General features: G+C 25.3%; 30 protein-coding genes and 2 pseudogenes. 17 read left to right on the forward strand and 15 right to left on the reverse strand.

What is annotated here, in order from left to right; genetic code table 4:
- Positions 1-162 precede the first annotated feature (162 nt).
- The 12 genes and pseudogenes from AAHJ00_RS00735 to AAHJ00_RS07875 form a co-directional block, all read left to right on the forward strand.
- Positions 163-522 carry a hypothetical protein gene (locus tag AAHJ00_RS00735; protein WP_342224153.1) on the forward strand — a complete coding sequence of 120 codons (360 nt, stop codon included), beginning with the start codon at positions 163-165 and terminating at the stop codon, positions 520-522.
- A 468-nt stretch (positions 523-990) separates the two neighbouring features.
- Complete coding sequence (locus AAHJ00_RS00740) at positions 991-1,317, forward strand: hypothetical protein (protein ID WP_342224154.1); 327 nt, start codon at positions 991-993, stop codon at positions 1,315-1,317.
- A gap of 2 nt (positions 1,318-1,319) precedes the next feature.
- Positions 1,320-1,541 (forward strand): hypothetical protein, encoded by a 222-nt coding sequence (locus AAHJ00_RS00745; protein ID WP_342224155.1) that lies wholly within the window; start codon positions 1,320-1,322, stop codon positions 1,539-1,541.
- Positions 1,542-1,705: 164 nt separating this feature from the next.
- Positions 1,706-1,936 (forward strand): hypothetical protein, encoded by a 231-nt coding sequence (locus AAHJ00_RS00750; RefSeq protein WP_342224099.1) that lies wholly within the window; start codon positions 1,706-1,708, stop codon positions 1,934-1,936.
- 165 nt (positions 1,937-2,101) lie between these two features.
- The gene (locus tag AAHJ00_RS00755) at positions 2,102-2,344 is read left to right on the forward strand and encodes a hypothetical protein (protein ID WP_338967559.1); all 243 of its coding nucleotides are present in this window, start codon (positions 2,102-2,104) and stop codon (positions 2,342-2,344) included.
- A gap of 25 nt (positions 2,345-2,369) precedes the next feature.
- Positions 2,370-3,350 carry a hypothetical protein gene (locus AAHJ00_RS00760; RefSeq protein WP_342224156.1) on the forward strand — a complete coding sequence of 327 codons (981 nt, stop codon included), beginning with the start codon at positions 2,370-2,372 and terminating at the stop codon, positions 3,348-3,350.
- Positions 3,351-3,574: 224 nt separating this feature from the next.
- Positions 3,575-3,895 carry a hypothetical protein gene (locus AAHJ00_RS00765; RefSeq protein WP_342224157.1) on the forward strand — a complete coding sequence of 107 codons (321 nt, stop codon included), beginning with the start codon at positions 3,575-3,577 and terminating at the stop codon, positions 3,893-3,895.
- A gap of 2 nt (positions 3,896-3,897) precedes the next feature.
- A complete protein-coding gene (locus tag AAHJ00_RS00770) occupies positions 3,898-4,146 on the forward strand; it encodes a hypothetical protein (RefSeq protein ID WP_342224158.1) in 249 nt (82 codons plus the stop codon).
- A gap of 22 nt (positions 4,147-4,168) precedes the next feature.
- Entirely contained in the window at positions 4,169-4,561 is a 393-nt protein-coding gene (locus AAHJ00_RS00775; RefSeq protein ID WP_342224159.1) for a hypothetical protein, read from the forward strand.
- A gap of 265 nt (positions 4,562-4,826) precedes the next feature.
- On the forward strand, positions 4,827-6,650 hold the full coding sequence (locus tag AAHJ00_RS00780) for a hypothetical protein (RefSeq protein ID WP_342224160.1): 1,824 nt from the start codon (positions 4,827-4,829) through the stop codon (positions 6,648-6,650).
- A gap of 53 nt (positions 6,651-6,703) precedes the next feature.
- On the forward strand, positions 6,704-7,135 hold the full coding sequence (locus AAHJ00_RS00785) for a hypothetical protein (protein WP_342224161.1): 432 nt from the start codon (positions 6,704-6,706) through the stop codon (positions 7,133-7,135).
- A pseudogene (locus AAHJ00_RS07875) lies at positions 7,126-7,374 on the forward strand (transposase); the annotation flags it as partial. The gene AAHJ00_RS00785 and the pseudogene AAHJ00_RS07875, both read left to right, overlap by 10 nt.
- 125 nt (positions 7,375-7,499) lie before the next feature.
- On the opposite strand, the gene AAHJ00_RS00795 reads toward AAHJ00_RS07875, so the two are convergent.
- The gene (locus AAHJ00_RS00795) at positions 7,500-8,732 is read right to left on the reverse strand and encodes a hypothetical protein (RefSeq protein ID WP_342224162.1); all 1,233 of its coding nucleotides are present in this window, start codon (positions 8,730-8,732) and stop codon (positions 7,500-7,502) included.
- A 395-nt stretch (positions 8,733-9,127) separates the two neighbouring features.
- Between AAHJ00_RS00795 and AAHJ00_RS00800 the strand changes: the two genes are divergently transcribed.
- Positions 9,128-9,652, forward strand: coding sequence for a hypothetical protein (locus tag AAHJ00_RS00800; RefSeq protein WP_342224163.1), 525 nt, complete (start codon positions 9,128-9,130; stop codon positions 9,650-9,652).
- Positions 9,653-9,688: 36 nt separating this feature from the next.
- Entirely contained in the window at positions 9,689-10,300 is a 612-nt protein-coding gene (locus AAHJ00_RS00805) for a hypothetical protein (RefSeq protein WP_342224164.1), read from the forward strand.
- Between the two features lie 212 nt (positions 10,301-10,512).
- On the opposite strand, the gene AAHJ00_RS00810 is transcribed toward AAHJ00_RS00805, so the two are convergent.
- From AAHJ00_RS00810 to AAHJ00_RS00865, 12 genes are all read right to left on the reverse strand, one after another.
- Positions 10,513-11,595 (reverse strand): integrase core domain-containing protein, encoded by a 1,083-nt coding sequence (locus tag AAHJ00_RS00810; RefSeq protein WP_342224165.1) that lies wholly within the window; start codon positions 11,593-11,595, stop codon positions 10,513-10,515.
- 67 nt (positions 11,596-11,662) lie between these two features.
- Positions 11,663-12,073 carry a hypothetical protein gene (locus AAHJ00_RS00815; protein ID WP_342224166.1) on the reverse strand — a complete coding sequence of 137 codons (411 nt, stop codon included), beginning with the start codon at positions 12,071-12,073 and terminating at the stop codon, positions 11,663-11,665.
- A 56-nt stretch (positions 12,074-12,129) separates the two neighbouring features.
- Positions 12,130-13,986, reverse strand: coding sequence for a hypothetical protein (locus tag AAHJ00_RS00820; protein ID WP_342224167.1), 1,857 nt, complete (start codon positions 13,984-13,986; stop codon positions 12,130-12,132).
- A gap of 25 nt (positions 13,987-14,011) precedes the next feature.
- The gene (locus AAHJ00_RS00825; protein ID WP_338967003.1) at positions 14,012-14,257 is read right to left on the reverse strand and encodes a hypothetical protein; all 246 of its coding nucleotides are present in this window, start codon (positions 14,255-14,257) and stop codon (positions 14,012-14,014) included.
- Positions 14,258-14,266: 9 nt separating this feature from the next.
- Positions 14,267-14,593, reverse strand: a complete 327-nt coding sequence (locus AAHJ00_RS00830; protein ID WP_342224168.1) for a hypothetical protein — start codon at positions 14,591-14,593, stop codon at positions 14,267-14,269.
- A 12-nt stretch (positions 14,594-14,605) separates the two neighbouring features.
- Entirely contained in the window at positions 14,606-15,595 is a 990-nt protein-coding gene (locus tag AAHJ00_RS00835) for a hypothetical protein (RefSeq protein ID WP_342224169.1), read from the reverse strand.
- A 35-nt stretch (positions 15,596-15,630) separates the two neighbouring features.
- Positions 15,631-15,864, reverse strand: coding sequence for a hypothetical protein (locus AAHJ00_RS00840; RefSeq protein WP_342224170.1), 234 nt, complete (start codon positions 15,862-15,864; stop codon positions 15,631-15,633).
- Positions 15,865-15,879: 15 nt separating this feature from the next.
- A complete protein-coding gene (locus tag AAHJ00_RS00845) occupies positions 15,880-16,113 on the reverse strand; it encodes a hypothetical protein (protein ID WP_342224171.1) in 234 nt (77 codons plus the stop codon).
- Between the two features lie 164 nt (positions 16,114-16,277).
- Positions 16,278-16,490, reverse strand: a complete 213-nt coding sequence (locus AAHJ00_RS00850; RefSeq protein ID WP_215825617.1) for a hypothetical protein — start codon at positions 16,488-16,490, stop codon at positions 16,278-16,280.
- A 13-nt stretch (positions 16,491-16,503) separates the two neighbouring features.
- Complete coding sequence (locus AAHJ00_RS00855) at positions 16,504-16,836, reverse strand: hypothetical protein (protein WP_342224172.1); 333 nt, start codon at positions 16,834-16,836, stop codon at positions 16,504-16,506.
- A 68-nt stretch (positions 16,837-16,904) separates the two neighbouring features.
- Positions 16,905-17,228, reverse strand: a complete 324-nt coding sequence (locus AAHJ00_RS00860; protein WP_215826176.1) for a hypothetical protein — start codon at positions 17,226-17,228, stop codon at positions 16,905-16,907.
- Positions 17,229-17,479: 251 nt separating this feature from the next.
- Entirely contained in the window at positions 17,480-19,105 is a 1,626-nt protein-coding gene (locus AAHJ00_RS00865) for a hypothetical protein (RefSeq protein ID WP_342224173.1), read from the reverse strand.
- Positions 19,106-19,350: 245 nt separating this feature from the next.
- Here AAHJ00_RS00865 and AAHJ00_RS00870 point away from each other — a divergent pair, with 245 nt between their 5' ends.
- Together AAHJ00_RS00870 and AAHJ00_RS00875 are read left to right on the forward strand one after the other, a co-directional pair.
- On the forward strand, positions 19,351-20,733 hold the full coding sequence (locus AAHJ00_RS00870) for an Mbov_0401 family ICE element transposase-like protein (protein WP_342224174.1): 1,383 nt from the start codon (positions 19,351-19,353) through the stop codon (positions 20,731-20,733).
- Between the two features lie 256 nt (positions 20,734-20,989).
- On the forward strand, positions 20,990-21,328 hold the full coding sequence (locus AAHJ00_RS00875; protein ID WP_342224175.1) for a transposase family protein: 339 nt from the start codon (positions 20,990-20,992) through the stop codon (positions 21,326-21,328).
- A gap of 43 nt (positions 21,329-21,371) precedes the next feature.
- Here AAHJ00_RS00875 and AAHJ00_RS00880 read toward each other — a convergent pair whose 3' ends face one another.
- Positions 21,372-22,322: an IS30 family transposase gene (locus AAHJ00_RS00880; protein WP_342223478.1), complete on the reverse strand. Its 951-nt coding sequence runs from the start codon at positions 22,320-22,322 to the stop codon at positions 21,372-21,374.
- 153 nt (positions 22,323-22,475) lie between these two features.
- Here AAHJ00_RS00880 and asnS point away from each other — a divergent pair, with 153 nt between their 5' ends.
- Positions 22,476-23,831, forward strand: a complete 1,356-nt coding sequence (asnS, locus tag AAHJ00_RS00885) for an asparagine--tRNA ligase (RefSeq protein ID WP_425288874.1) — start codon at positions 22,476-22,478, stop codon at positions 23,829-23,831.
- A gap of 396 nt (positions 23,832-24,227) precedes the next feature.
- Here asnS and AAHJ00_RS00895 read toward each other — a convergent pair.
- Positions 24,228-24,712 (reverse strand): annotated as a pseudogene (locus AAHJ00_RS00895) (transposase family protein); the annotation flags it as partial.
- Positions 24,713-24,768 lie beyond the last annotated feature (56 nt).

Here is a 24,768-nt window from a genome sequence, read left to right on the forward strand (position 1 = left end):
TTAAATATATTAATAAAACATGAGGTTAAAATTATGCAAATTAAAAATCCCCTACCAAAAAAGTTTAAACGACTATCATTTTTTAGTTTAATTATCATTATTTTAATTTTCCCTATTTTAATATGATATCTATTATATATATGCTGTAAAAATTTTTATGTTATGTCTCGTTTCACAAATACATTTCATCATTTTGGTAAATATGATCCCTTATATCAGGGCACTGAAAAATATAGTTTAGCTGTTTTAACTACTGATAGTATCATTAAAAATAATTCTTTAATCGCTTTTAGCGAAAAAGAAAAAAATAATCTTAAATTCCAAGAACTTGAAATTATTAATGGTAATATTATTCTTAACAGTTTAATTTTAATTAATCCTAACAATAAAAATAACAAATGAGTTATTGCCATGCATGGATGAACAGAAAACAAATTTTTAGCTTTAAGAATGACAAGACATTTTTATAATAGACTTGGTAGGACGCATAAAGTTTTGTTAGGTGGGAAAATATTTGAATAAGTATTAAGACAGTCAGTAATGATTGTCTTTTTATTTTATAAGGTGTTAAAAATTTGTTCTTTGAAAATTAAATACAAGTGAGTTAATAATGTTGGTATGTATTAAAGCACGATAAATTGTGGGTGGTCGCCATAACCAAAAGAAGTTTACCAGTTAATAGGTAACACCCTATTAGCTATAGCAATTTGTTTCATTTTGCAATAAAAAAATGAATGGGTGGATTTCCTAAAAATATACACGCTATTAAATTAGTTCCAAGGGTAGGATGCGGATATTAAAGTGTAGAAATTTCTATATAGGGGTATGCTAAGTTTAAAATTATTAAAATCTTTATCTAATTAAAAAACAAAATTTAATAACAAAGCTTGTTAAACACTTAAATCTGCGATATATAAGTGTTTAAAAAACTAAGTTAACTAACTTAGTTAATATAACTTAGTTTATAACAAATAAGAAAGGTAATTTATTATGAAAAAAATTGAAAACATTTTCTTAAATACTAAAAAATATCTTTTAAAAGAAACGCAAAACGCAATGCTTATTAAAGCACCAAAAATTCCGTGATTTAATGAACAAATCGGCATTTGGTTTTCAAAGCGATTTGTTTATAAAGGAAAATATGAAAATTCTATTTGTATCGGAATAATAAAAGATAATAAATATCAAGTAATCTCAATTAATCAAAAAGAAAAAGAAACCAAATCAATTAAAGGACAAGAATTATTAGGTTTTTTCATTGCCGAAAAAGAAAACAACAAAAAAGATATAAATTATAACTATTTTAAAGGAGCTTAAAAATGAATATTGCGATTGGAATAATATTTATTATCATTTGCATAATGCTATTGGCATATTTTGCTTATAAAATTTATGCCAAAATAAAAATTAGAATTAAATATAAAAATTCCATTAAAAATAATACTGGTAATTTTACAAAAGACGAAAAAGTATTTATTGCTCGCTTTGAAGAATGAGTTAAAGCTCCTAATTCAAAAGAAAATAATGAGAATAAAAAATAATGTTTTGAGAAATTATTATGGGATTCTTAAAACTGTTTGTTCCGATAGAAAAAATGCCTGCACAAGTTGCATTTATTGCCGGATTAATTATTATCATTACTTTTCTTTTCGCGTTAATTTCAATTATGTATTTACCAATAAAAATGATTTTTGGGAGATAAAAAATGACAGTAAATTTAAAAGAATTTAATTGAGAACAAATTAAACAAACTTTCTGAGATTTATTTATTCAAATTACAACTATTCCGGCTCACATTACTGGTGGTAAAGAAATTAAATTAACCGAAGCACCACTTTGACTTTTAATAGCAAACATTGCTTTTTGATTCTTAACAGCGATTATGGTGTGATTTATTCTAATGCTACTTTGAAAAACCATATCAGTATTTAGATAGAAGCAAAATTAATGTCAAGAAGTTACATTGTGATGCATTCACAAAGAAATTCAAAATTAATTAGGAAAAAATACAATCGTGTTAAGGTTAATCGTGGTTTTAATAAATTTAAGAAAAACTTTGAATATAAATGATGAATGTTTTAAAAAGAAAGGGGGTGATTATATGATTGGAACTTTCTTAACAGAAGCACCAGCAGTAACAAAGATAACAGCTAGTGACGCGATGACTAAATTATGAAATGCGATTATAACAGCGTTTACTAAAATGTGAGAAATTATTGCTGTTAATATGCCACAAGTCGGTAACTTCTTTGCTGATTACTGAATATTCATTTTTCCATTTATTTTGGCAATATTCTTTATTTGCTTTAAAATGTTTGAAAAATTACTTGGAGCTGTACGCTAACAAAAAAAATAAAGTGAGGTGCAAGATGAAATTTTGCAAATGAATAATAGAAAAAAATAACCATTTTATTGAATTAAATCGCACCTCATTTTTAATTTTATGACATTGAGGAGCAATTTGATATATTTACAACGGTTATTTTAAAAACATTGTGAGCTATTTATTTTTAGCAGGTTGTATTTTAATTTTCCTTTTTAAAATCGGTAATTTAACACAAATTAACAAAGTTATTAATTTCTTAAAAAACTCACCATTAAATATTGTGATTGGCTCATTAGGGACTGGAAAAACTGCTTTTCTAGTGTACGCATCAAAATTACTAAAAAAGAAGAAATATCACATCGCCTCAACCTTTCCATTACTAGAAACCCAAAAATTAAGCTTAGGGCATATGGGATTATTAGACTTTGATTATCCGGTATTGCCAGACAAAACGTTACTTTTATGAGATGAAACGAATTTATTTTTAGAGGGAACAGATTGAGAAAAAAATAATACCAAAAACGAGGAAACCGGTATCCAAGAATATTTCGCTCTGGCACGCCATTTTGGTCATATTGTGCTGGCTAGCGGTCAAAGAGATAAACATATTTGAGTTAAAGTTCGCGATATTGCTAATAATGTGATTGTGGGAATTCGCAAAAAACCCGTTAATATTTTTCGTCCTTACTTAAAAGTCATTTATGGTACCTTTACAAGCATTGAAGAATATGAACGCTGACGAAACACCTTAATTGATGCTAAAAATAACAAAAAAGGTCGTCGCATTAAATATCGCGATATTCCTGAACTTGATATTTATTTTTTTAAACTGAAAATTCCTTTACCAATACTTAACACTTACAATTCTTTTTACCTAGCGTTTTTAAGAGATTACTTAAATTCAAAAGTAAATCCTGACTATGAAGATAAATACTATACTGACACCGCAATTGATTTAGAAGACTTAGAATACTTAAAAATGGATAAATTTAGCAAATTTTTAAGAAAAATGAAAGAAAAATAACGGTTAACCCCATTTTTAGTAGCGACAATTATTATTTAGACATTAATTAAATTAAATTAAGTTTTATTTAATATTTTTGTTTCATTATCAGTGCAATTCCAATAACAATTATAATTCAGAAAAAAATTGCCATTGGTGTAAAACCAAATAAAAACTCAAATATCTTATATACAAGAGTTCAAGCACCTTCTAAAAATTTTACTCTATGAAAGGAACAATAAAAAATGGCAAATCTCGCAAAAATGACCGACTTTCTCGCCCAAATGCTTTATAAAGTTTTTGATTTAATTTGAAGTCTTGAAGTACCAGGAACGAATATTCAACTAATATTTCCTTTATTCTTAACGCTGGCTGTAGAATTTCTTATGGCAATTATTCTTGGATTTGGTAGTCAACAAGTTAATTTAGAAAAGCAACGCCGATATGCCGTTAAAAATAGTGGTCGTTTAAGTGCGTGAGGAAAAACTAAAAAACAAATACAACCAATAAATCCAAATAAAATTAATTGAAAACAAAGAAATAAAAAAACAAAACAAGGTAACTAACAATGTTTAAACTAATTATTATTTTTATCTTAATAACTGTTCTTGGATTATTAGCTGGTAGTCATTTTGAAACTTTAACAAACTATATTAGCGAGGGCCTTGCGAATTTCCAAAAATTTATTACTAGCAATTTAACAATTTTAGAACTATTTAAACCAATGGCACGAACATTTTCACAACACCCAATTTTTACCATTCTTGGCGTTACTTGTGTACTTATTGCATTATTTATTGTAATTAAAGGACAATAAAAAATATGAAAGGAGAATAAAAATGAAAAAACTTTTAATAAAATTATTTAAAAAAGATAATTCAAAAGAAAAAATGCCATTAAAATTAAGAATTAAAAATTCTTTTAAAAAGCAGTGGTTAAAAATATTATTAAGTATTATTTTCATCTTTATAAGCTTATTAATTTGTGCATTAACAGCAATGGATACTAAATGAATAACTGGAACAAGTAAAGAATTTAATGATTTTATGAATAAACAGATGGTTGATTTCTTTGGTAAGTTCAATAGCGGCATTATGCTAGCGGGAATATTTGTTTTTTGATGAGGCGGAGCAATATATTTTGCAATTAAATTTGAAAAATTAATCCGCTTTATTATTCAGAAAATTAAAACAAAAAGAGCCTTAAAAAATGAAATCAAACAAACTCATTAATTCTTTAAAAAAATATTGATGAATAATACTTAATTACATTATATTCATATCTTTAAGTATAGTTTTATTACTACATACAGATATTGAAAATTTGCAACAATTTATTAAAAATTTTGGAGCAATTGGCAAGTTAATGATTATAGGTTATTCATTAGTATGAGTAACTATAACAGAAATAGTAAACTGCTTAATTCGTTTTATATTAAAAAAGATTAAAACTAAAAGAATAATAAAAAATAAAATATTTTAAAAAGGAGTGATAAAAATGTTTATGAAAATATTTACCGTGTTAATTATTAGTTTCAATAACATTTTTACCATTCCCCAAAATATTAATAATGACAAAATAACAGCCCAATCACTGATTAGAAGTAAAAGGCAAAATAATGAATCATACGAATTAAAATTATCTAGTGCAAAAATAACAATAAACAAATATAAAGGTGTGCCAATTGAAAATATAGAAAATCTTTACTACTTAGATTTTTCAGAAGAAGATAAAAATGAACTCTTAAATGCACCTAAATGAATAAAAAATCAATATGGGTCTTTAAACAACGCTTACTTTTATAAAAATGACAACGGATGAAAATCAATTCAAAAATTAGGGATTAACATAACAGATAAAATAAAATTTAAGGGAAATAAAATAAATTTAAAACTTACAAGATGAAAAAGTATAATGAAGTTAGTAGCTATTGAAACAAAAACAGAAACTAAACCAAGTACTGACATTGATTTGCCAGAAACAACCACCAAATTTGATGGCAACCATAACTATAATGATGTTATTGATAATCTTGATTACTTAATGATTCACCGTGGTGATTTTGATAAATTTAATTACTCGTATCTCTATTGAACACCAGTTTTTAATTTCATTGACACCTTAGAAAAAGGTTATTACAAAGGATTTACGATTAAAAATCACGGCTTTAAAGACGAGAGCTATTTTTATCATAAAACTTCTAGTGATAAAAATGTAGTAAATGAGAATGTTTTGAAAATTAAGGCATTTAACAAAACTCTAATTGCTGGAAATAAGTATTTACAATTGCTACACGGTGAAAAGGAAATCTGAAAATATGACACTGCGAACTCTAACGATTATTACCTGATTAAGTACCTTTTTGGAACATTAAATTACCTTAATGTTAGATTTAGTTTTCTACGCTATGACACCGATTTAAAAAATGATATTTACCTATATTTTAAAAATAACATTGCTAGTATTAACAACAGCGATTACAAAAATGTTTTTGATGAAATCTATGAAATTCTTGGCAATTTCTTTGCTAGTTTATTTTATGCGACTTTTGATATGGACGAAAAAACTCATACCGAAATTGATTTTAAGGGTGTAGAAAACTATAAGAAGGATTACTTTATTCAAATCGGTTTCTTTTATCGTTCATTAATTACCTTTTATCCCAAAAAATACTTAGTAAATATTATAGGAAACTCAGAATTATTACTAAGAAGTTATTTCTTTACTTTTGACAAAAAAATGCACCAAGAGAATTACAATGTTATTAACAACACCAATGCCATTTATCAAATTGATTTTAATGTCCTTAAATCTTACGACAATAAACTGATTACCTTGCCAACCAGCAAGACTGCTAATAGTATTAATTATCTCAATACCGATATTGATATTCGTTATGGTATTAATATTTTTACCTTAACCTTTCCACTTTATCACAAAGGTAATATCTCTAATTACAATTTTAAAATTTATGACTTTAATATCTTAAATTCCACAGCCTTTATTCCTGATGGTTCAACCAACTCAGAATGAGATGACTTAATTCCGCCAGCAAATTGCAAATATTCCGGACGATGAATACCAACTTTTAATGATATTGGTTGTGCCATTCAAAATGCTAGTATCAAAATGATTAACTGAATTCTTACTGCCTCACAAGTGATTACGATTTTACGGCCATTAGCAATTATTGCGAAAGCAACAGTTAACTTTTCAACCGCCGTTTTTCCAGTTTTTAAAACGGTGCCAGCTTTTTACTATACCTTTCAATTTTTAATCGGTTTCGCCATTTTTCTAATGATATTAAGAATTTTTGTATAATTATATATATATATATATATATATTGAAAAAACAAAATAAAGGAGTTAAATTTATGAAAATTTTAAATATAATAGCTCTTTTGGGGCTGACAACATTGCCAATAGTTGGGTGTTCTAAAAAAGAAAATAAACCAATATTACCTAATGAGAATAAAACTCATCTGTTAAACTTGTCTAGTGCAGAAATAACAATAAACAAATATGAAGGTGTGCCAATTGAAAATATAGAAAATCTTTACTACTTAGATTTTTCAGAAGAAGATAAAAATGAACTCTTAAACGCACCTAAATGAATAAAAAATCAATATGGGTCTTTAAACAACGCTTACTTTTATAAAAATGACAACGGATGAAAATCAATTCAAAAATTAGGCATAAACATAACAGATAAAATAAAATTTAAAGGAAATAAAATAAATTTAAAACTTACAAGATGAAAAAGTATAATAAAATTAATAGATATTAAAATAGAAAAAATAACTTAAATAATTTAATAATTTTTCTTGAATATCCCCAGAAATTTAGAAGGATTATTTACACAACTAATGCGATTGAATCTGTTAATAGTCAATTAAGAAAAGTCATTAAGAATAAAAAGATTTTTCCTAATGACTCATCAGTTTTTAAAATATGGTTAAGAAATGAATGATGCCAATTCAAAATTGGGGTAGTTGCGATTTCACATTTAATGATAAAATTTGAGGACAGAGTGAATTTAAGTTAATTACTTAGAGACACAGTTAATTGTACATCCCTCTTAATTTAAATAATATTAAAATTTGGACTCATATTATTCTACATAACACATATAAGAAATATTTTTCTCTTTTAATTAAAAATGTTAAATTTTTATTCTATTCCTAGTCAATCGCCTTCAGTGTTCGTTATAATGACAAAACCATCATTTTCATTATCTAATATTTCAAAATAACCATTTATTTGTTCGAAATGAAGTACTATTACTTTTACAAAAGTGTTGAAATCTTCATTTGTGACACTTCCGCCTCAACCAGAATGGTCATTTATAACAAATTTATTTTTAATAATTTTTATAATGTTTGCTGGTGAATTTTTATTTTGTTTGATTTCATTTCATGTGTTTTTGTTAATTTTAATTTTTAATTTGTCATGGGCTAGAAATTTATATCATTTTTCAATATTATCATAAACATTATGATGAATTGAAGTTGGCAACGCAATATCAGATGTTGCATGATGATGAAAAGCAAAATACATTCATGTTCCGGCAATTACTAATCCTCCAATTACTAAGGATAGACCTAGAGTTTCCGGAGCCAGAGCGGCAGCGGTACCAGTTTCTCCAGCTATAATCCCGCCTTCAACCGCTGCTGTTTCGGCAACAGTAATTGTTTCTGCAATTTCTAATCCTTCTGCTGAACTTTCAGCTAAAAGAGGGGTCATTTCCATTTCTTCCGCTGTTCCTGTTGAAACAGCAGTACGAGTAGAAGATAAACTATTTTTAATATAATTAGCAGTTGTTGATAAACCTTTTATTGGTGATATTCCAGTCATTTTTGAAATCCCCAAAATCCCAGCACCAGAAATTCCAGTAGAAGTAAGTCCCAAACCAATATTTCTTAATTTTTCTTTAAAAGCTTTTTTATCATTTTCAGATAATGTTTGATAATAACGATTAATTTCATTTAATTTTTTTAATTTTTCTTCTTTTGAAAGAGAGTTATATTTATTCGTAATTTCAGGGAATATTTCTGGTTTTTCATTTTCTGATTTTTTAATATTGTTATTGTTTGGTCGTTTTTTAGAGGTAGCCGATGACCCACCCCCCGGACCGTTATTTGGCGGTTGATTATTACCATTGTTATTATTTAAATTTCGTCTATCAATATTTAAAGCACCACGATTTTCATTTAAAATAAAATTTACTTGAAAACTCCCAAAATAATTATTGTTTCTTTCATTAATAGATATAGTTGCACTATTATCTGTACTATTTGTAATAGATAATATCTCAGAATTTATTAAATTTAAATTTTGGTTAAATTCAATTAACCTTTCAATTATTATTTGAGATCTATTTTCATCATTATGTTCAGGTAACATACCTAAATTTACAGTATCAATAAAATTTAATATGTTTTGTACCATAATTACCTCTGTATTAAATTCAACAAAAAGACTTGCACGTATAGTCGGATGATCATTGTTGATAGTTATAGCTGATAAATTATCATTAATATATTGAACAATTATACTGTTTTTATGTAATATACCACAGACTTATGACAAGAACAAGAAATTTTTTTAAAAGGGATGGATTTATTTTTTTATTTAAAATTTTTATAAATAACGACAAATTTTAAGGAAGATTTTAAAAATAGTTTATAATTAAATTCCAAGGTAAAGAAATTACAGATTAATTTTTTGGAGAAAGGCTGTTGGTTGTTGAATAAATTTTTATTAATTAATAAAAATTCACGAAAAGGAAATTAATTAATATGAAAAAATTACTAGGAATCTTAGGAACAATAACAATAGCTGGAAGTGGAATGGCAGGACTTGTTGGCAATGCACCAGCTCCAGTAAAAAACGAAATTAATTATTCACAAACAAATGATTTAGCAACTTTAAAAAGAGAGAAAAGAGAACATTATAATAAAAATGAAATTTATATTTGATATAGATTTTTAGCTCATAATGGTATACAAATTAGAATAAGTAATGATACTTTTAATCAAATTTCATTTAATCATGATTTAAAAACAAAAACTGAATTTGAAAATTATTTATATTTAATTTTAAAAGAATTTCCATTTTATAATGGGTCAGAAAACGCAGGAGACGGTCAATGATATATTAGTAATGAAGACATTTGACATTCTGTACATGTTATAAGTAATCATTATGAAGAAATTTTAAATTTATATAATAAAAAAGAAGATAATAATAGAGGAATAAAAATAATTACTAATAGAGCTGAGAGCTGAGAAAAAGGTGATTATGGTGTTTTTTTAGATAATTAATTTTCAAAATATTATAAAGAAAGGAAATATAAAGTTATGAAGAAACTTTTAAGTTTATTAAGTGTAGTAACAATTACTGGAACGGCAATGCCGATAGTCGTTGCCACAGCACCTCATGAAAAAGAAGAAATTAATTTAGAAAAATTAATTAGAAGTAAAAGAGATAATCATGAAATAGTAATTGATATAGAAGGTCATGATGATTTACTTTTTCAATCAAATGATATTAATGTTCAATGATATTCAAGTTATGGTTTAAATTGAATATTAAAGATTGGTGTAAATTCATGTAATACTATTTTAAATTGATGAAAAAATGACCCCAATTCTCCTGAAAATAAAATTAATAAATTTGCAATAATTTTAGGAATTCTTGTTAGTGCGGCGGGGACAGATTATCTTTCACAATTAGGTTACCAGTGGTCAACTTTAACTGCTACAACGGTGGGGCTTACCACAGGAGCTTTATGAACTAAAGCATCAGAAAAACAAGTATTAAGAAAAATTATTGATTTAATAGTACTATCAGGAATTGTTGCGACAAGAAATGTTGGAGTTTGAATTTCATTTAATTCAGTTTATCCTGTTTTTAATATTGGAAATTTAAATTCTGATAATGCTGAAACTGGTTTAATTGTAAGACCATAATATATTTTGTTTATAGTATCATATTTATATAAATAATTATTCTCTGGTTCAATAATAGTTAAGTATAGTATTTTACTACCAACAGTTGTTGATTTAGAAATCCGTATGCAGTTCAAGTTAATTTTCGTTTCCCTATGTAAGAGCAAAAAATAAATCTTTTAAAATTTAATAAAGAGAATTATATAAAAAATAATTATTCAAACTTCTAGAAATTATTTTGTTGAAAATTTTTCCAATGTTTGAAATGGTGTTTTAGTATTTAATGATGAATGAGGGCGTTCAAAATTATAAAAGTAATAATATTTGTTTAAATAATGTTGAAGTTCGTTTTGATTTAATTTTTTATCCTTAGAATAAAATAATTTGGTATAATGTTGATGAAACCGCTCAATTTTACCGTTACTCTGTGGCGAACGAATCGGTGTGGTTTCGTGGACAATTCCGTTCTTCGAAAGAAAGGTTGTAAAATGCCTTTCTTTTACTTTGTACGATTTTTTATTACTTCAGTTAGTAGTAGTAAATTCAGGAGCATTATCAGTTCTAATGCGTTTAACTATTATTCCAAGTTCGTTAAAATCTTTCATTGCTCTTTGTACGGCATTAACTGCATTATTAGTTCCTAAACTATCATAAACATACCCAAATACTATGCGTGTCATTTCGTCAATGAAATCATAAATGTAATATTTTTTATCAACCGGAAAATTTGATGTGGTAATAATTTTAGCATCCATTTGCAAAAGACCAATCTCTGAGACTTCATAACGCTTAAAATAGCGTTTTGTTTGTTTGATTTGTTGTTTTAATTCTTTTCAACGAGGGTCAGATTTAATTCAGCGATAAAAAGTTTTGATGTTTTTAGGAACTTCTAAATTTTTAACATCATGAAAACCGATTTTTAAATTGTTAAATAAAGACCACATTCCACCGGTTTGAAGATTTTTGTAATCAAAATATAAATCACATACTTTTTCACGAGAATTTAAACTATATTGATAATTAAGATTTTGTGGTTTTGTGGTTTTGAACAATAACAAATCTAAATTGTCAGAATAATAAGCGGTCATAATTTTTTCCGCCCAGCGATAAAAGGTTTTCGTTGCATTCTTAAAATATTTTTTAATAAGTTTTGTTAAAGTAGTTTCTTCGATATAAAAATAAGTACATAAATTTAAATAGGCAGTAATGCGTTTTTTAGTTTTATAGTAATAAGGATTACGGCAATTAGCACTTAATCAACTTTGGATTTTGGCTTTTAAATCTGCTAAATCAGCGTGAGAAATAATATATTTCATTTTTAAACTCCTTAAATTAAGAAAATCGTATTTTTTAATACGATTTTCAAGAATGATTATTAAATTACTAATCTTTATTAGGCATTTCGGCAGAGAATAAAACTATACGATAAACACTTGAAACTTTTTTAAATGAAATTTTAACATTAACAATTTCGTCAAGCCAATAACTATTGACATCGTAAGTAGAATCATCAACCCAATAACCATTTATTTTTTTATAAACACCATTTTTGTTATAAAGATTAGTAAATTCTGAATTATAGACATAAAATTGTTTTTGTAGTGCTAGAAAATTAGGTAATAAAATATTACTTTTTGTAAAATCAAGCATATCATAATTTTTAGGGATTAAAATTAAACCACTATTTTTAACACTAGCAAACTGCAAATTATATTCTTTAAAATTATTACTATTACTACACGCAGAGATAAATATTACCTCAACTAAATTTAAAGCTGATAAAAATTTTCGCATAAAGAAAAATCCTCCTTTCAAAGGAATTATATTTTATATAAAAATACTTTAAATACTTAAGAAAACTTTTTTAATATCATTAGTAAGATTGCTAAAGGCACTACAAATTCAAATAACATTTGAAACGCCGGAATAACCTCAAACACCGGAAAGGCGGTTTTGGTAAAATTAATCGTTGTTTTGGCAATATCCGCAATGGGGCGAATTAAAAGATTAATCCCTGAAAGACCAAGCAATCAATTTAACACACTAACAGAAGCGTGCTGAATGCCACAGGATATCGCACTAAATAAACCCCAATAAGAACAGTTAGGTGTCGGAATTAAGTCATCCATATTACCGCTTATTCCACCGCCAATAAAAGCCGTTGAATTCAAAATGTTAAAATCGTATAAAGAATAATGATATTCAGTACTTTCATTTTTCTTTTTATATAGTAGAAAAGTTAGCGTAAAAATATTAATTCCATACATTACATCAACTTTGGCATTGTAAAAATGCAGTTTATTACTAGTAGCGTTTCATAATTGGTTATCATACGCTTTTAAAACATTAAAATCTATTTGATAAGAACTTTTACCGGTGTTAAAACCATTAGCAATTTGTTTATCTTTAACAAAAAAATAGGAACGAAAAATCATATTCTTACTATTTTGCATTGTGGAATTAAAATTAATTAAATACTGTTTGGGATAAAAAGTAATTAAGGAACGATAGAAAAAACCCATTTGTAAAACATTTTTAGGAATTTGTTGCGTTCCTTTGTAATCTAATTCTACATAAGTAGAGGCGTCCATATCAAAACTGGCATAAAAGAATTGTACAAAAAACTCACCTAAAACTTTATAAATTTTATTAAATAAATCATTAATAAAACTAATAGTTAAATCTTTTTGGTAATAAAGCATAAAATCTTTAAAATCAACTTTTAATTTATCATCATAGCGTAAAAAATGGAAGGTATTACCATAATAATTAACTTGTCCAAAAAAGGTATTAATAAAATTTCCTCCAAAACTTGTTCGCGAGCCAGATTTTCAAAGTGATTTACCATTTTCTAAAAACTCATTATTACCCACAATGCTACCATGCTCAGTTTTTATAGTAATAACATCACCAAAACTGGAAAAGGAAAGCTCTCTAAAAATAACTTCTTCAATGAAACCGGGCGGATATAAATTTTTGCGACTTAAATTAAATTTACTATTTTGTTTAAAACCATTTAATTTAATTGAAATTTCATTCATATATTTAAAATTATTATCAAAGAAATTAAAAATAGGTACTCAATATAAATAACTATAATTAAATTTATCAAAATCTCGGCGTTGTATCATTAAATAATCAAGTTTATCTTGAAACTGATTATATTGATATTCACCATCATTTTTAGTTATTTCGGTAGGTAATTGTTGCTCGTTTTCTTTTTCTGGTAAAGAGGGCATTTCAGCAAAAAAGGAAATTATACGATAAACACCTGAAACTTTTTTAAATGAAATTTTAACATTAACAATTTCGTCAAGCCAATAACTACGGACATCGTAAGTAGAACCATCAACCCAATAACCATTTATTTTTTTATAAACACCATTTTTGTTATAAAGATTAGTAAATTCTGAATTATAGACATAAAATTGTTTTTGTGGTGCCGGAAAATTAGGTAATAAAATATTACTTTTCGTAAAATCAAGCATATCATAATTTTTAGGGATTAAAATTAAACCACTATTCTTAACATTAGCAAACTTTAATTGGCAACTTTCACCACATTGACTAGGATTGCTGGCTCGTTTTTCTCGTTTCATAAATGATTGTTCCATATTAGTTTTTGGTGGTTGTTTTATATCAAAGAAGGCACCCAGGGGGACTAAACCAATAAAAGCAATAACTAACCACGACATAAATTTATACATATCTATTTATCCTTTCTTTTATTGTTTAACTCCTTAAAATTAAATATATTGTTGATAAAATGCAAATCGTTCCTAAAATTTGGAAAATCGGATGTTGAGAAAATAACCTAATCATTGGTTTAAACAAATCTAAAATTTTAATATTATTTGATAGAACTTTATTAAAATATTCTAAACCCTCACGCACATAGGCTCATAAACCTAAAAAGTCGTTTAAAGCAAAAATAGAAAAAACAGCAACAAGAATAAATAATATTATTAATTTAAACATTTTCTAAACCTACCTTTTTATTCGCCGTCCGTGCTGGTTAACTCATGGTCTATTTTTAGGGCTATTACCACTAAACTTCTTAATTGAACCACTAGATGATTTTTTCTTAGCTCCTCAATTAGCAACTGATTTTTGATATTTTTTACGAAAACCAGCTTTTGGTCGTTCAATATGAATACCTAAAATGCCACCAATTACGAGATTTATCACAAGCATAATTAGCGGAAAAATAATAATGCGAATATCTGTTCCAGGAATGGTTAAAGTTCAAATTAAATCAAAAACTTTATAAAACATATCGCCAATCAAACTAGCCATTTTTTCTAAGTTTTCCATTTTTAAACTCCTTTACTTGTTTTTCTTCTTCAGATTATTTTTTAACTTAGTAAGTATCTTACTGAATTTTTCCATTTTTAAATATTCTAATGCTTCAATATCCATCACATTATCATTTCAAAATTTATGCTGATAATTATCATTCAAAGCACGATTACTTAATTCACGCAAGAATGATAAATATTTATTATCATAAAGGTTTAAAATTGACATCGGAATTTTCAATTTAAAGAAATAAATGTCTAATTCCGGAATGCTACGATACTTGATTTTGCGACCTTTTTTATCATTTTTAGCATTAATTAGAGTTAATCGTCATTGTTCGTATTCGCTTACGGATTTAAAAGTACCATAAATAACTTGCAAATAGGGTCGAAAGATACTAACTGGTTTTTTTCTAATACCAACAATTATTGAATTCGCAATATCACGAACTTTAACTCATATATGTTCGGCTCGTTGTCCGCTTGCTAATACAATATGGGTAAATTGGCGAGCCGAAGCGAAATATTCTTGTAAACCTTGGGTTACTCTATCATTTTCTTTATAATCAGTTCCTTCTAAAAATAAGTTGGTTTCATCTCATAACAGTAAATGTTTTTCATCTAAAATTGGATAATTATAATCTAATAAAGACATATGCCCTAATGAAAGCATTTGTTTATCTGTAATCGGAAAAGTAGAAATCGTTTTTCAACCACTTAATAAGTAAGAAGCTAAAACCATTAAAGCAGTTTTTCCAGTTCCTAAGGCACCAATTACTAAATTTAAGGGTGAATTTAATAAGAAATTAATAAAACTACGACGAGCAAAGAAATGAGAAATTTTAGTATATAGAATATACAAAGCAATTAATAAATAAATAATATCAAATAATATTCGTCAACTTTGAGGATTATAATAATGCAAAATCGCACCATAAAATCACGCAATAATAAATAAAGTGCGATTTAAAGCGACAAAATCATATAATCTTAAATTTATTTTTTTAAACAATAGCATCACTTAAATCACACTTTCTTTATTTTTATTACTATCTATCTGCCGGGCATTAATTTTTCAAACATTTTGAAAGCAATTAAAAATAAACCAATAATCACACCAAGCAAGAAAACTCAATATGTAGCAAAGAAATTAACGACATTCGGCATATTACCACCAATAATATCAGTTCAAATATTACCAAATGCTTTAATTAATGCTTTTCATAAATTAGTAACCGCTTGTTCACCAGTAACAGCTGGTGCATCTACTAAGAAAGTTCCGAACATATAATCACCCCCTTTCTAAACAAAATATGATTTAACCTTATAAAATAAAATAACCATAAATAAGACGATGAATACTAATACCATTCAAAACGCAATATTTGCTATTAAAAGTCAAAGTAGTTCTTTGGTTAAATCAATTTCTTTACCACCAGTAATACGAGCTGGAATAGTTGTAATTTGAATAAATAAATCCCAAAAATACACTTTTATTTGTTCTCAATCTAAATCTTTTCAAACAACTAAAAACATAATAATTACCGCTTAAAAGGTCAAAAGAGTAGAAAAATAATTGCTGAGAAGAGCATTACAATTATTAAAATTGAAAACAAAAATACAACTTGAGGTGGTAAATCGGCAGTTGGATAAATTAATTCAATTAACTCAATAATTATTTTTTTAAACATTTTCTAAACCTACTTTTTAATTTCTTTTTCATCTTGTTCTAACAAATTTCGTTTAAACTTTGCAATAAATATTCGTTGTGAATAAGTAAAATCTTTTGGTAGCTGTTTTGCTTCACTACCATATTTCTTTTTATCTTTAAAAAACCGATAAATATTAACTGCAATATAATATGCTAGTAATAATGTTAAAATCGTAAAAAATACTAATCCAAATATACTCATCTTTCTTTTCTCCTTAATTTTCTAATTCATATTTTTTTAAACAATTATGTTCAACAAAATCAACACAAAGTCAATTATCACCAACTAAATCAGTTCTAACAGAATCAACTGCAGATTTAGACGCTCAAATTTTTTGTTCTAATCCAGTTTTTTTATTAATAGAATATATAAACTCTTGACAATAATCTTTACCAGGCTCATCCACACTAACTCACATTTTCATTTCTAAAACTCCAAAACTATTTTTTACTACACCAAATCAAATAAATTGCAATAACTTAGTTAAATAACTCAACTCATCCATAACTAGCGGGCGGAGCATACGCTTTCCGCACCGCTTCGCCACTATAAACATCAACCAAGATGTTTTTTTATTTACCTTTATTCTTAAGGCACCTTAAAACACCTTTAAAATTAATTTTTAAAATAATTAAAACTTACATCCTTTTTATCGTTCTCTTTTTCAGCAATAAAAAAATTTAACAATTCTTGTCCTATAATCAAATTAGACTCCTGCTCTTTTTTGTTAACTGAAACCAACTGATACTCACCATTTCTAATTATTCCAATACAAATAGAATTTTCATATTTGCCTTTATAAACAAATCGTTTTGAAAATCAAATACCAATAGGATTACTAAATCACGGAATTTCTGGTGCTTTAATAAGAATTGCGTTTTGTGTTTCTTTTAAAAGATATTTTTTAGTATTTAAAAAAATATTTTCAATATTTCTCACATACATACCTTCCTTACAAATATATTTAGTTATATTAAACTAAGTTATATTTAACTTAGTTATCTAACTAAGTTAAATATTTATTTTTTTAAACATTTATGTTTAACAAAATTTGTTAGTAAACTTTGTTTACTAATTAACTTAGTTTATTACTATCAAGGCACAAAAAAATACAAGGCATAACTAAAAATAATAAATATTAATTTAACCTTATATTTCTTGTAATAAATAAATGAGCTCGTATTTATTTATTAATTAAAAGCAAGTTTGTAGAAACCAAAATCTTGTCATATGTATATGGTTTCTACAATTATACTGTTTTTATCTATTGATAAATGAAATTTTTTTAAAATAAGTTTTTTAACTTCTTCAATAATTGAATTACGAGAATTATCTTCTATTGTACCGATATTAAAATAACGATTTTTAATTTGTTGAATTAAATTAGTAATTTTTTTTTGTTCATCGTTATCTTTGCGTATTGAATTACTAAGTCCTGACGGCCCGGCTTCTTGCAAATCTCTTTGTGGAATATAATTTTGTTGATTTATATTAAAAGTTACAAATATACCTCCTCTATATCTAAATGATAAATTAGTTCCATAAGATCACGCATTATAATTAATTGTAATAATTGCTGAATTTTCTGTAATACTTCTGGGAACAACATATAAATTTGATTCTGTTAATAATTCTTCCGGGATTTCTTCATTTATTAATTTTAATTTGACTTCTTTAATAAATTTTTTTAATATTGTTTCACTATTGGTGTCGTTAATTTCTCCCAAATCAAATCCAGAATTATTATTTATGCCAAATAAATATGATAGAATTTTTTTTCGGTGTATTTTTTTATAAATAACTGTTTTTTTATTTTTCTTTTTATTTTTATATGATATTATTTTTCCATTATTTTTTGATTCTTTAATTTTAATAGAATCGGGTTCATTGTTATTATCATTTTTAATTTGTTGAATTAAATCAACAACTATTTTTTCATCAGCAACAATTTTACAAATTGGATTACTATTTACTGCTTGTTCATCAACTGATATGCTTTGATTTATTCCACTTGTTTCTGGTTGTTCCGCTGCTATCGTCATAAACCTAAAAATATTAATAGAAAAAGGATCATTTTCGTTATCGTACAACCTTAAAAAATTTTGATCTATAATAAAATCAACATAAAACAAATTATCATGAAAACCATCATCATCATATTTTCGAAAATAAATTCTAAGTATTAAATTATTATTAATCTCACTCTTAATAATCATTCAAAAATCAAATAAATTTCTATATTCTGGATCATTAATTTTGTATTCTTTTAATTTAATCATTATTTTTCTTAAAAAATCTGATAATTTTTCTTCATCTGTTGATTTATCAAGAAGATTATATTTTTTACTAAAATCACAACGAATTCGCATTAAAACTTCATAATTATTTTTAAATATTATATTAAACCCTTTGTCTTGTTGTATATTACTATCTATCATAAAATTATCGGTTTTTAAATTTTCTTTTCTTTCTTTTAAAATAAACCTTATTAATTCATTAGCAAAATTATTATTAAAGTTTAAATCGTTAATATTATAATCTGAAAAAACATTAACAAGCTTATTTTTAATAAATAATAATAAACTTAAAAAAATTTTTTCATCTGATGTTAGTTCGGTATCTAAATTTTTTTCTGTAGAATAATTTGTTCTTTTAATTCTTTTTAATTTTAAATTATTTACTTGTTGATAATTATTAACATTGTTATCACTATTTTTGATAGTTTCTTGTTTTTGATAAGAACTAGCAGCAATTACTGTTGGCATAACAGTTCCGCTAATTGTTAATACACTTAATAAACTTAAAAGTTTTTTCATATTAATCAAATCCTTTTCGTGAATTTTTACTAATTAATAAAATTTATTAAATAATCAACATGCTTTTTCCAAATCTTAGTCTGGAATCTATTCACTTTGCAGTTTCATTATATACCGTCAAACAAAAAAATTCTACTTTTACTATAATAGACTTCTTACAATACTATGATAGTAACTGAAAATTGTATTATTGAAGCAAATAAATTAAACTTTATTAAAATTACTACCAAGAAAGGTGATTTTTTATGTTAGAAATTAATAATAATTTAAAAACGATAGAAAACAAGCATTGATTAAGTTTATTTACAACGCATAAAAATATGTACACCAATAAATGTGAACAATTAGCTAACGAATATGAAAAATTAGATGAATACTTATATAAATATCATTATCGGTTAAAACAAGGTTATAAAGTAGTTCATTTTGCACCAAGAACAATTATTACAATTTTTGGTGAAGTTATTTTTAAACGACGTCGATATAAATATTGAAATCAAAAATCAGGTAAATTTGAATATGTATGTTTACTAGATAAAGAAATTGGTTTATTACCGAAACAACGCATTTATTTTGATGTCCAATTTAAAGTTTTAAGTCTTTTGGGCGATGGTAAACGCTATAGCGATGTTTTAGATGCTCTAAATCATTGTTATATTTCAAAAGGTAGCATTTCAAATATTTTAAATAAATACGATATTGCTGAATATTTTCAACTCGCAGAAAAAGAAACTAAAACTAGAATTGATGTCAAAAATAAGGATTTATATATTCAACTAGATGAGACATTTTTAGCGACATTAGATCAGAAAGTTAAACAAGACCAAAGAATTCGTTTAGTTACTTTTCATACCGGGCATAAAGAAAAAAATTACAAAAATGCTCGTAGAGAATTAGAAAACAAACGAGGTCATTTTCTAATGTTAAAAGTTGGTAAACGAATAAATACAATGGATTATCGTGATTTATTAATTAAGGAATTACAAAAACATTATGTGAATATTAATTATGACAGAATAATTGTTTGTGGCGATGGTGATTCTTGAATTAGAGAAATTGCCAATAGTTTCGGTAATGTTAGATATATTTTAGATGGTTACCATGCTATTAAAAAATTAAAACAAACGGCATTTAATATTGTTTTTGAAAATCGCAAAGTAACACTAAATAGTTGAATTAAATTATATAAAGATGGAAATCATCAAGAATTAATCAAAACCATTCGTAATATTGCTAAAAATGAATTAAATAAAGATATTAAAACAAATTTAAGGAAAGCGAGTAATTATTTCAGTAATAATAAGCATGGTATTCATAATCAAAATTTAGAATGAAATATCGGCTGTAGCATTGAAAGTGATGTATCACATTTGGTAAAACAACAATTAGGATACGGGGCAAAAATATATAATCATAAGAATTTAAATAACCTATTACATTTAAGAATGGCAAATTTAAACAAATTAAATGTATTACATTATATTAATGAAAATATTAATTCAGAAATAGAAATCAGAAAAGAAATATATAAAAATTCATTATGAAATAAATATAATAATAAAAATGATGATAGTTGAATTAATTATAAAGGTAATGCTGTAACAAATAAATATAATAGATTTAAGTAAGTAAAAATATTAGTTAAAATTTAATAAAATTAATAATTTTTCATTGTGTAAAAATTCAATAATATGATAGAATGGTAATGAATAAAAAGAACAATAACAAGAAAGGCGGGGTTGGTTTAGTAATTAAATAATATAATTAGCTGATTGTTTTACTTCTTCAAAGCAATACCTAAGAAAACTAAACGCGACCGACTTGGTACATAATCTTTAATTTTATCTACTATTTTGATAATATTATTTCCTAGGTGAAGTACAAATGTTAGATAAATACAAAGACGAAAATGAATTTTATAGTCTAATAGGCATAAAATATAAAACTTTCATGGAAATGGTAGAAATTTTAAAAGAAGCTGAAGCTAAACAAAAACAAATTGGTGGTAGACCAAATAAATTATCAATAGAGCAAAGATTACTTATGACTTTAGAATACTGAAAAGAATATAGTACATATCGTATTATTGCAAAAAAATATAATATTAGTCATGTTAGTTGTATTCGTAATATCTTTTGAGTTGAAAATACTCTAATAAAAAATAGTCACTTTCATATACCTGGCAAAAAGATATTAGACTTCTTGCATTACTTATTAAAATAATTACAAATTATTTGTAAATGCCAAATTGTAAAGTTAAGTGCAACTAAATTATTTTTCTAACCAAATATTCGATTGGTGAAAGATAATTTAGTATTTTTCTTGGTCTTTGGTTTAAAGACAATATAAATTTATGAACTGCATTTTTAGTAGTATTTGAAAAATTAAATTTTTTAGGAAATTTTTCTCTAATTAAACCATTAGTATTTTCATTAGTACCTCTTTGTCAAGGCGAATACGCATTAGCAAAATAAATTTTCACATTTAAATTTTTTTCAAGTTGTTGTCAATTAGAAAATTCTTTACCCCTATCAAATGTTATAGTCTTAACAAGATTATTTGGAAGAATTGATAAATAATGGCTAATGTTTTCGTTAACAACTTTAGTAGTTCTATTTTCAACTAACATTGCTAAAGTAAATCTTGATGTTCTTTCAACTAAAGTTATTAAACATGATTTACTTTTACCTCGTGATGATACTACAGTATCACCTTCTCAATGACCAACAGTTATACGATTATTAACATTAATATTTCGTTCTTTAATTGATTTACCATTAAATTTACCGCGATTTTCTTGAGATTTTCGTTTCTTACCTTTTCTTCTTAAATTTTTATTAGTAACTTTTTCAAGTAATCCAGAATAAATTCAATTGTAAATTGTTTTAAAACTAATAATTCATTCTTTATGAAAATTTTTAATTCTGCCATAAATTTGTTCAGGCGATCAACCTAATAGTAATTTTTGTTGTACATATTTTACTAATTCTCTATTTTTAAACTTATGAAAATAAACATGTGATTGTTTTCTGTTTTCTGCTTTATTTTGTGCAATTAATGAAAAATAATGATTACTATCTTTATTTCTATTGACTTCTCGAATAATAGTACTAATACTTCGATTAAGATTTTTAGCTATTTCACTAATTTTTACTTTAAACTTCAATTGATTCTCAATATAAATTCTTTCATATATGCCAAGATGTTTGTAACCCATATAAAAACTCCTTGCTTTGTTTTTTCTAAAATAAACTTAGCATCATGAAATTTTTATATGAGATTTTTTGCAATTTTATTTACTTGCACTTACAAGTATAATTCAGCTATAATTAAAAAAATATTATTCATTTTGAAAAGAGGGAAAATATTAATGTTAATTAAAAAACTTTATAAAACATATAAAACCATTGTTGGTCAAGAAATTACTTTAAAAGGTTGAGTACGAACTAATCGCAATTCTGGTAAAGTAGGTTTTATTAGTTTAAATGATGGTAGTTATTTGGATAGTATTCAAGTTGTTTATAATCAAGAAATTAAAACTTTTAATTTCATTAAAAGTTTGCGAACAGGTGCTTCAATTGCAGTAACAGGAGTATTAATTTTGCCAGATAAAGGTAATGAATTGTTTGAAATTAAAGCAACAAATATAAAAATATATAATAATGCTGTGGAACAATATCCATTACAAAAAAAAGAACATTCTAATGAATATTTACGAGAAATTGCTCATTTAAGAGCACGAACTAATAAGTTTTGAGCTATTTTTAAGATTAGAAGTAGTGTTAGTTATGCGATTCATTGTTTTTTTCAAGGAAATGACTTTTTATATTTGCATTCACCAATTATTACTAGTAATGATGCTGAAGGCGCAGGTGAAGCATTTATTGTCACAACTCGTGAAGATAATAATTATCAACAAGATTTCTTTTCTAAAAAGGCTAATTTAACTGTTTCTGGACAATTAAATGCTGAAGCATATACACAAGCATTTAATCGTGTTTATACTTTTGGGCCAACCTTTCGAGCAGAGAAGTCTCATACTTCTCGTCATGTAGCGGAATTTTGAATGGTAGAGCCAGAAGTGGCATATAGTTCGTTAGAAGAAAATATGAAATTAGGGGAAGATTTAATTAAATATATTATTAATTATATTTTAGAAAATAATAAAAAAGAATTAAAGTTTTTAAATGATAATGTTGATAATAATTTATTAGATAAACTAAATACAATAATAACTGTTAAGTTTATAGTTATGACTTATGATGATGCGATTATGGAATTAGTTAAAGTTAAAGACCGTTTTGAAAATCAAAATATTCATTGAGGAATGGATTTACAAACTGAACATGAAAGATATTTATGTGAACAATTAACTAATAAACCAACATTTATTACTAACTATCCTCAAGCTATTAAAGCATTTTATATGAAAACTAATGAGGATAATAAAACTGTTCAAGCGATGGATTTATTAGTTCCTGGAATTGGTGAATTAATTGGTGGTAGTCAAAGGGAAGATAATTATGAAAAGTTATTATCAAAAATGCAAACGACTAATTTAGATATTAAAGATTTTCAATGATATTTAAATTTAAGACAATATGGTTATGCTCCAAGTGGTGGTTTTGGTTTAGGATTAGAAAGATTAATTATGTATTTGACAGGAGTGACAAATATTCGTGATGTTTTACCCTTTCCACGCGTACCTAATAGTTTAGAATTTTAAGAAAAGATAAAGTTTTAATAAACTTTATCTTTTTATATTAGACTTGGTACATAACTATAACTAGCTTAATTCAAAATTATATATTCCTGAAATTAAGTTAAATCGTAATCCAAATCTTCTAATCTTATTGCGATAACGATAAACTAGTATTTTAAATCTTTTTAATCTAGCAAAAACATGTTCAATGGCAATTCTAACTTTACTTAAAAAGCTATTAGACTTCTTGCATTACTTATTAAAATAATTACAAATTATTTGTAAATAAAAAATACTATATAGTAATTTCTAACTTTTATTAGGTTAATACTTATGGATTTTATTAAATGTGTAAATTTTGACACAACAAAAAATTATTTTATTATTTAAATTTAATTTTAAATAAATATTTTATGTTATCTATAATTGCAAATTATAAATTGAAGCAATTAAATTAAATCTTAAACTAAATCGTTTTCTACGATTACGATATTTTTCAGTAATAATTTTAAATTTTTTAAGAATAGCAAAAATATTTTCAATAATAATTCTCATTTTTGAAATTAATTTATTATTATGTTTTTGTTCTTTATTTAAAGGGTTTTTCTTTGTTTTTTTCTTAGGTATTAGAACATTACTATGAATTTTTTGTATTCCTTGATAACCATTATCAACTATTAATTTAGTATTTTTTAAAATTGGGATTTTTGATTCTTTAAATAAACAAAAATCATGCTTTTTACCGAGAGAAAAATTTGTTGCAATAATTATTTTGCTTTCTTTTTCAATAATTACTTGTGTTTTAATAGTGTGTTTTTTCTTTTTTCCTGAATAAGATTGTTTTTGTCTTTTTTTGGGCGTTGAATGGGTGTTTCTGTAGCATCAATAATAATTGTTTTATCATTGCTGAATTATACTTGTAAGTGCAAGTAAATAAAATTGCAAAAAATCTCATATAAAA

The sequence above is a fragment of the Spiroplasma endosymbiont of Asaphidion curtum genome (assembly GCF_964031085.1).
Classification (GTDB): Bacteria; Bacillota_I; Bacilli_A; order Mycoplasmatales; family Nriv7; genus Nriv7.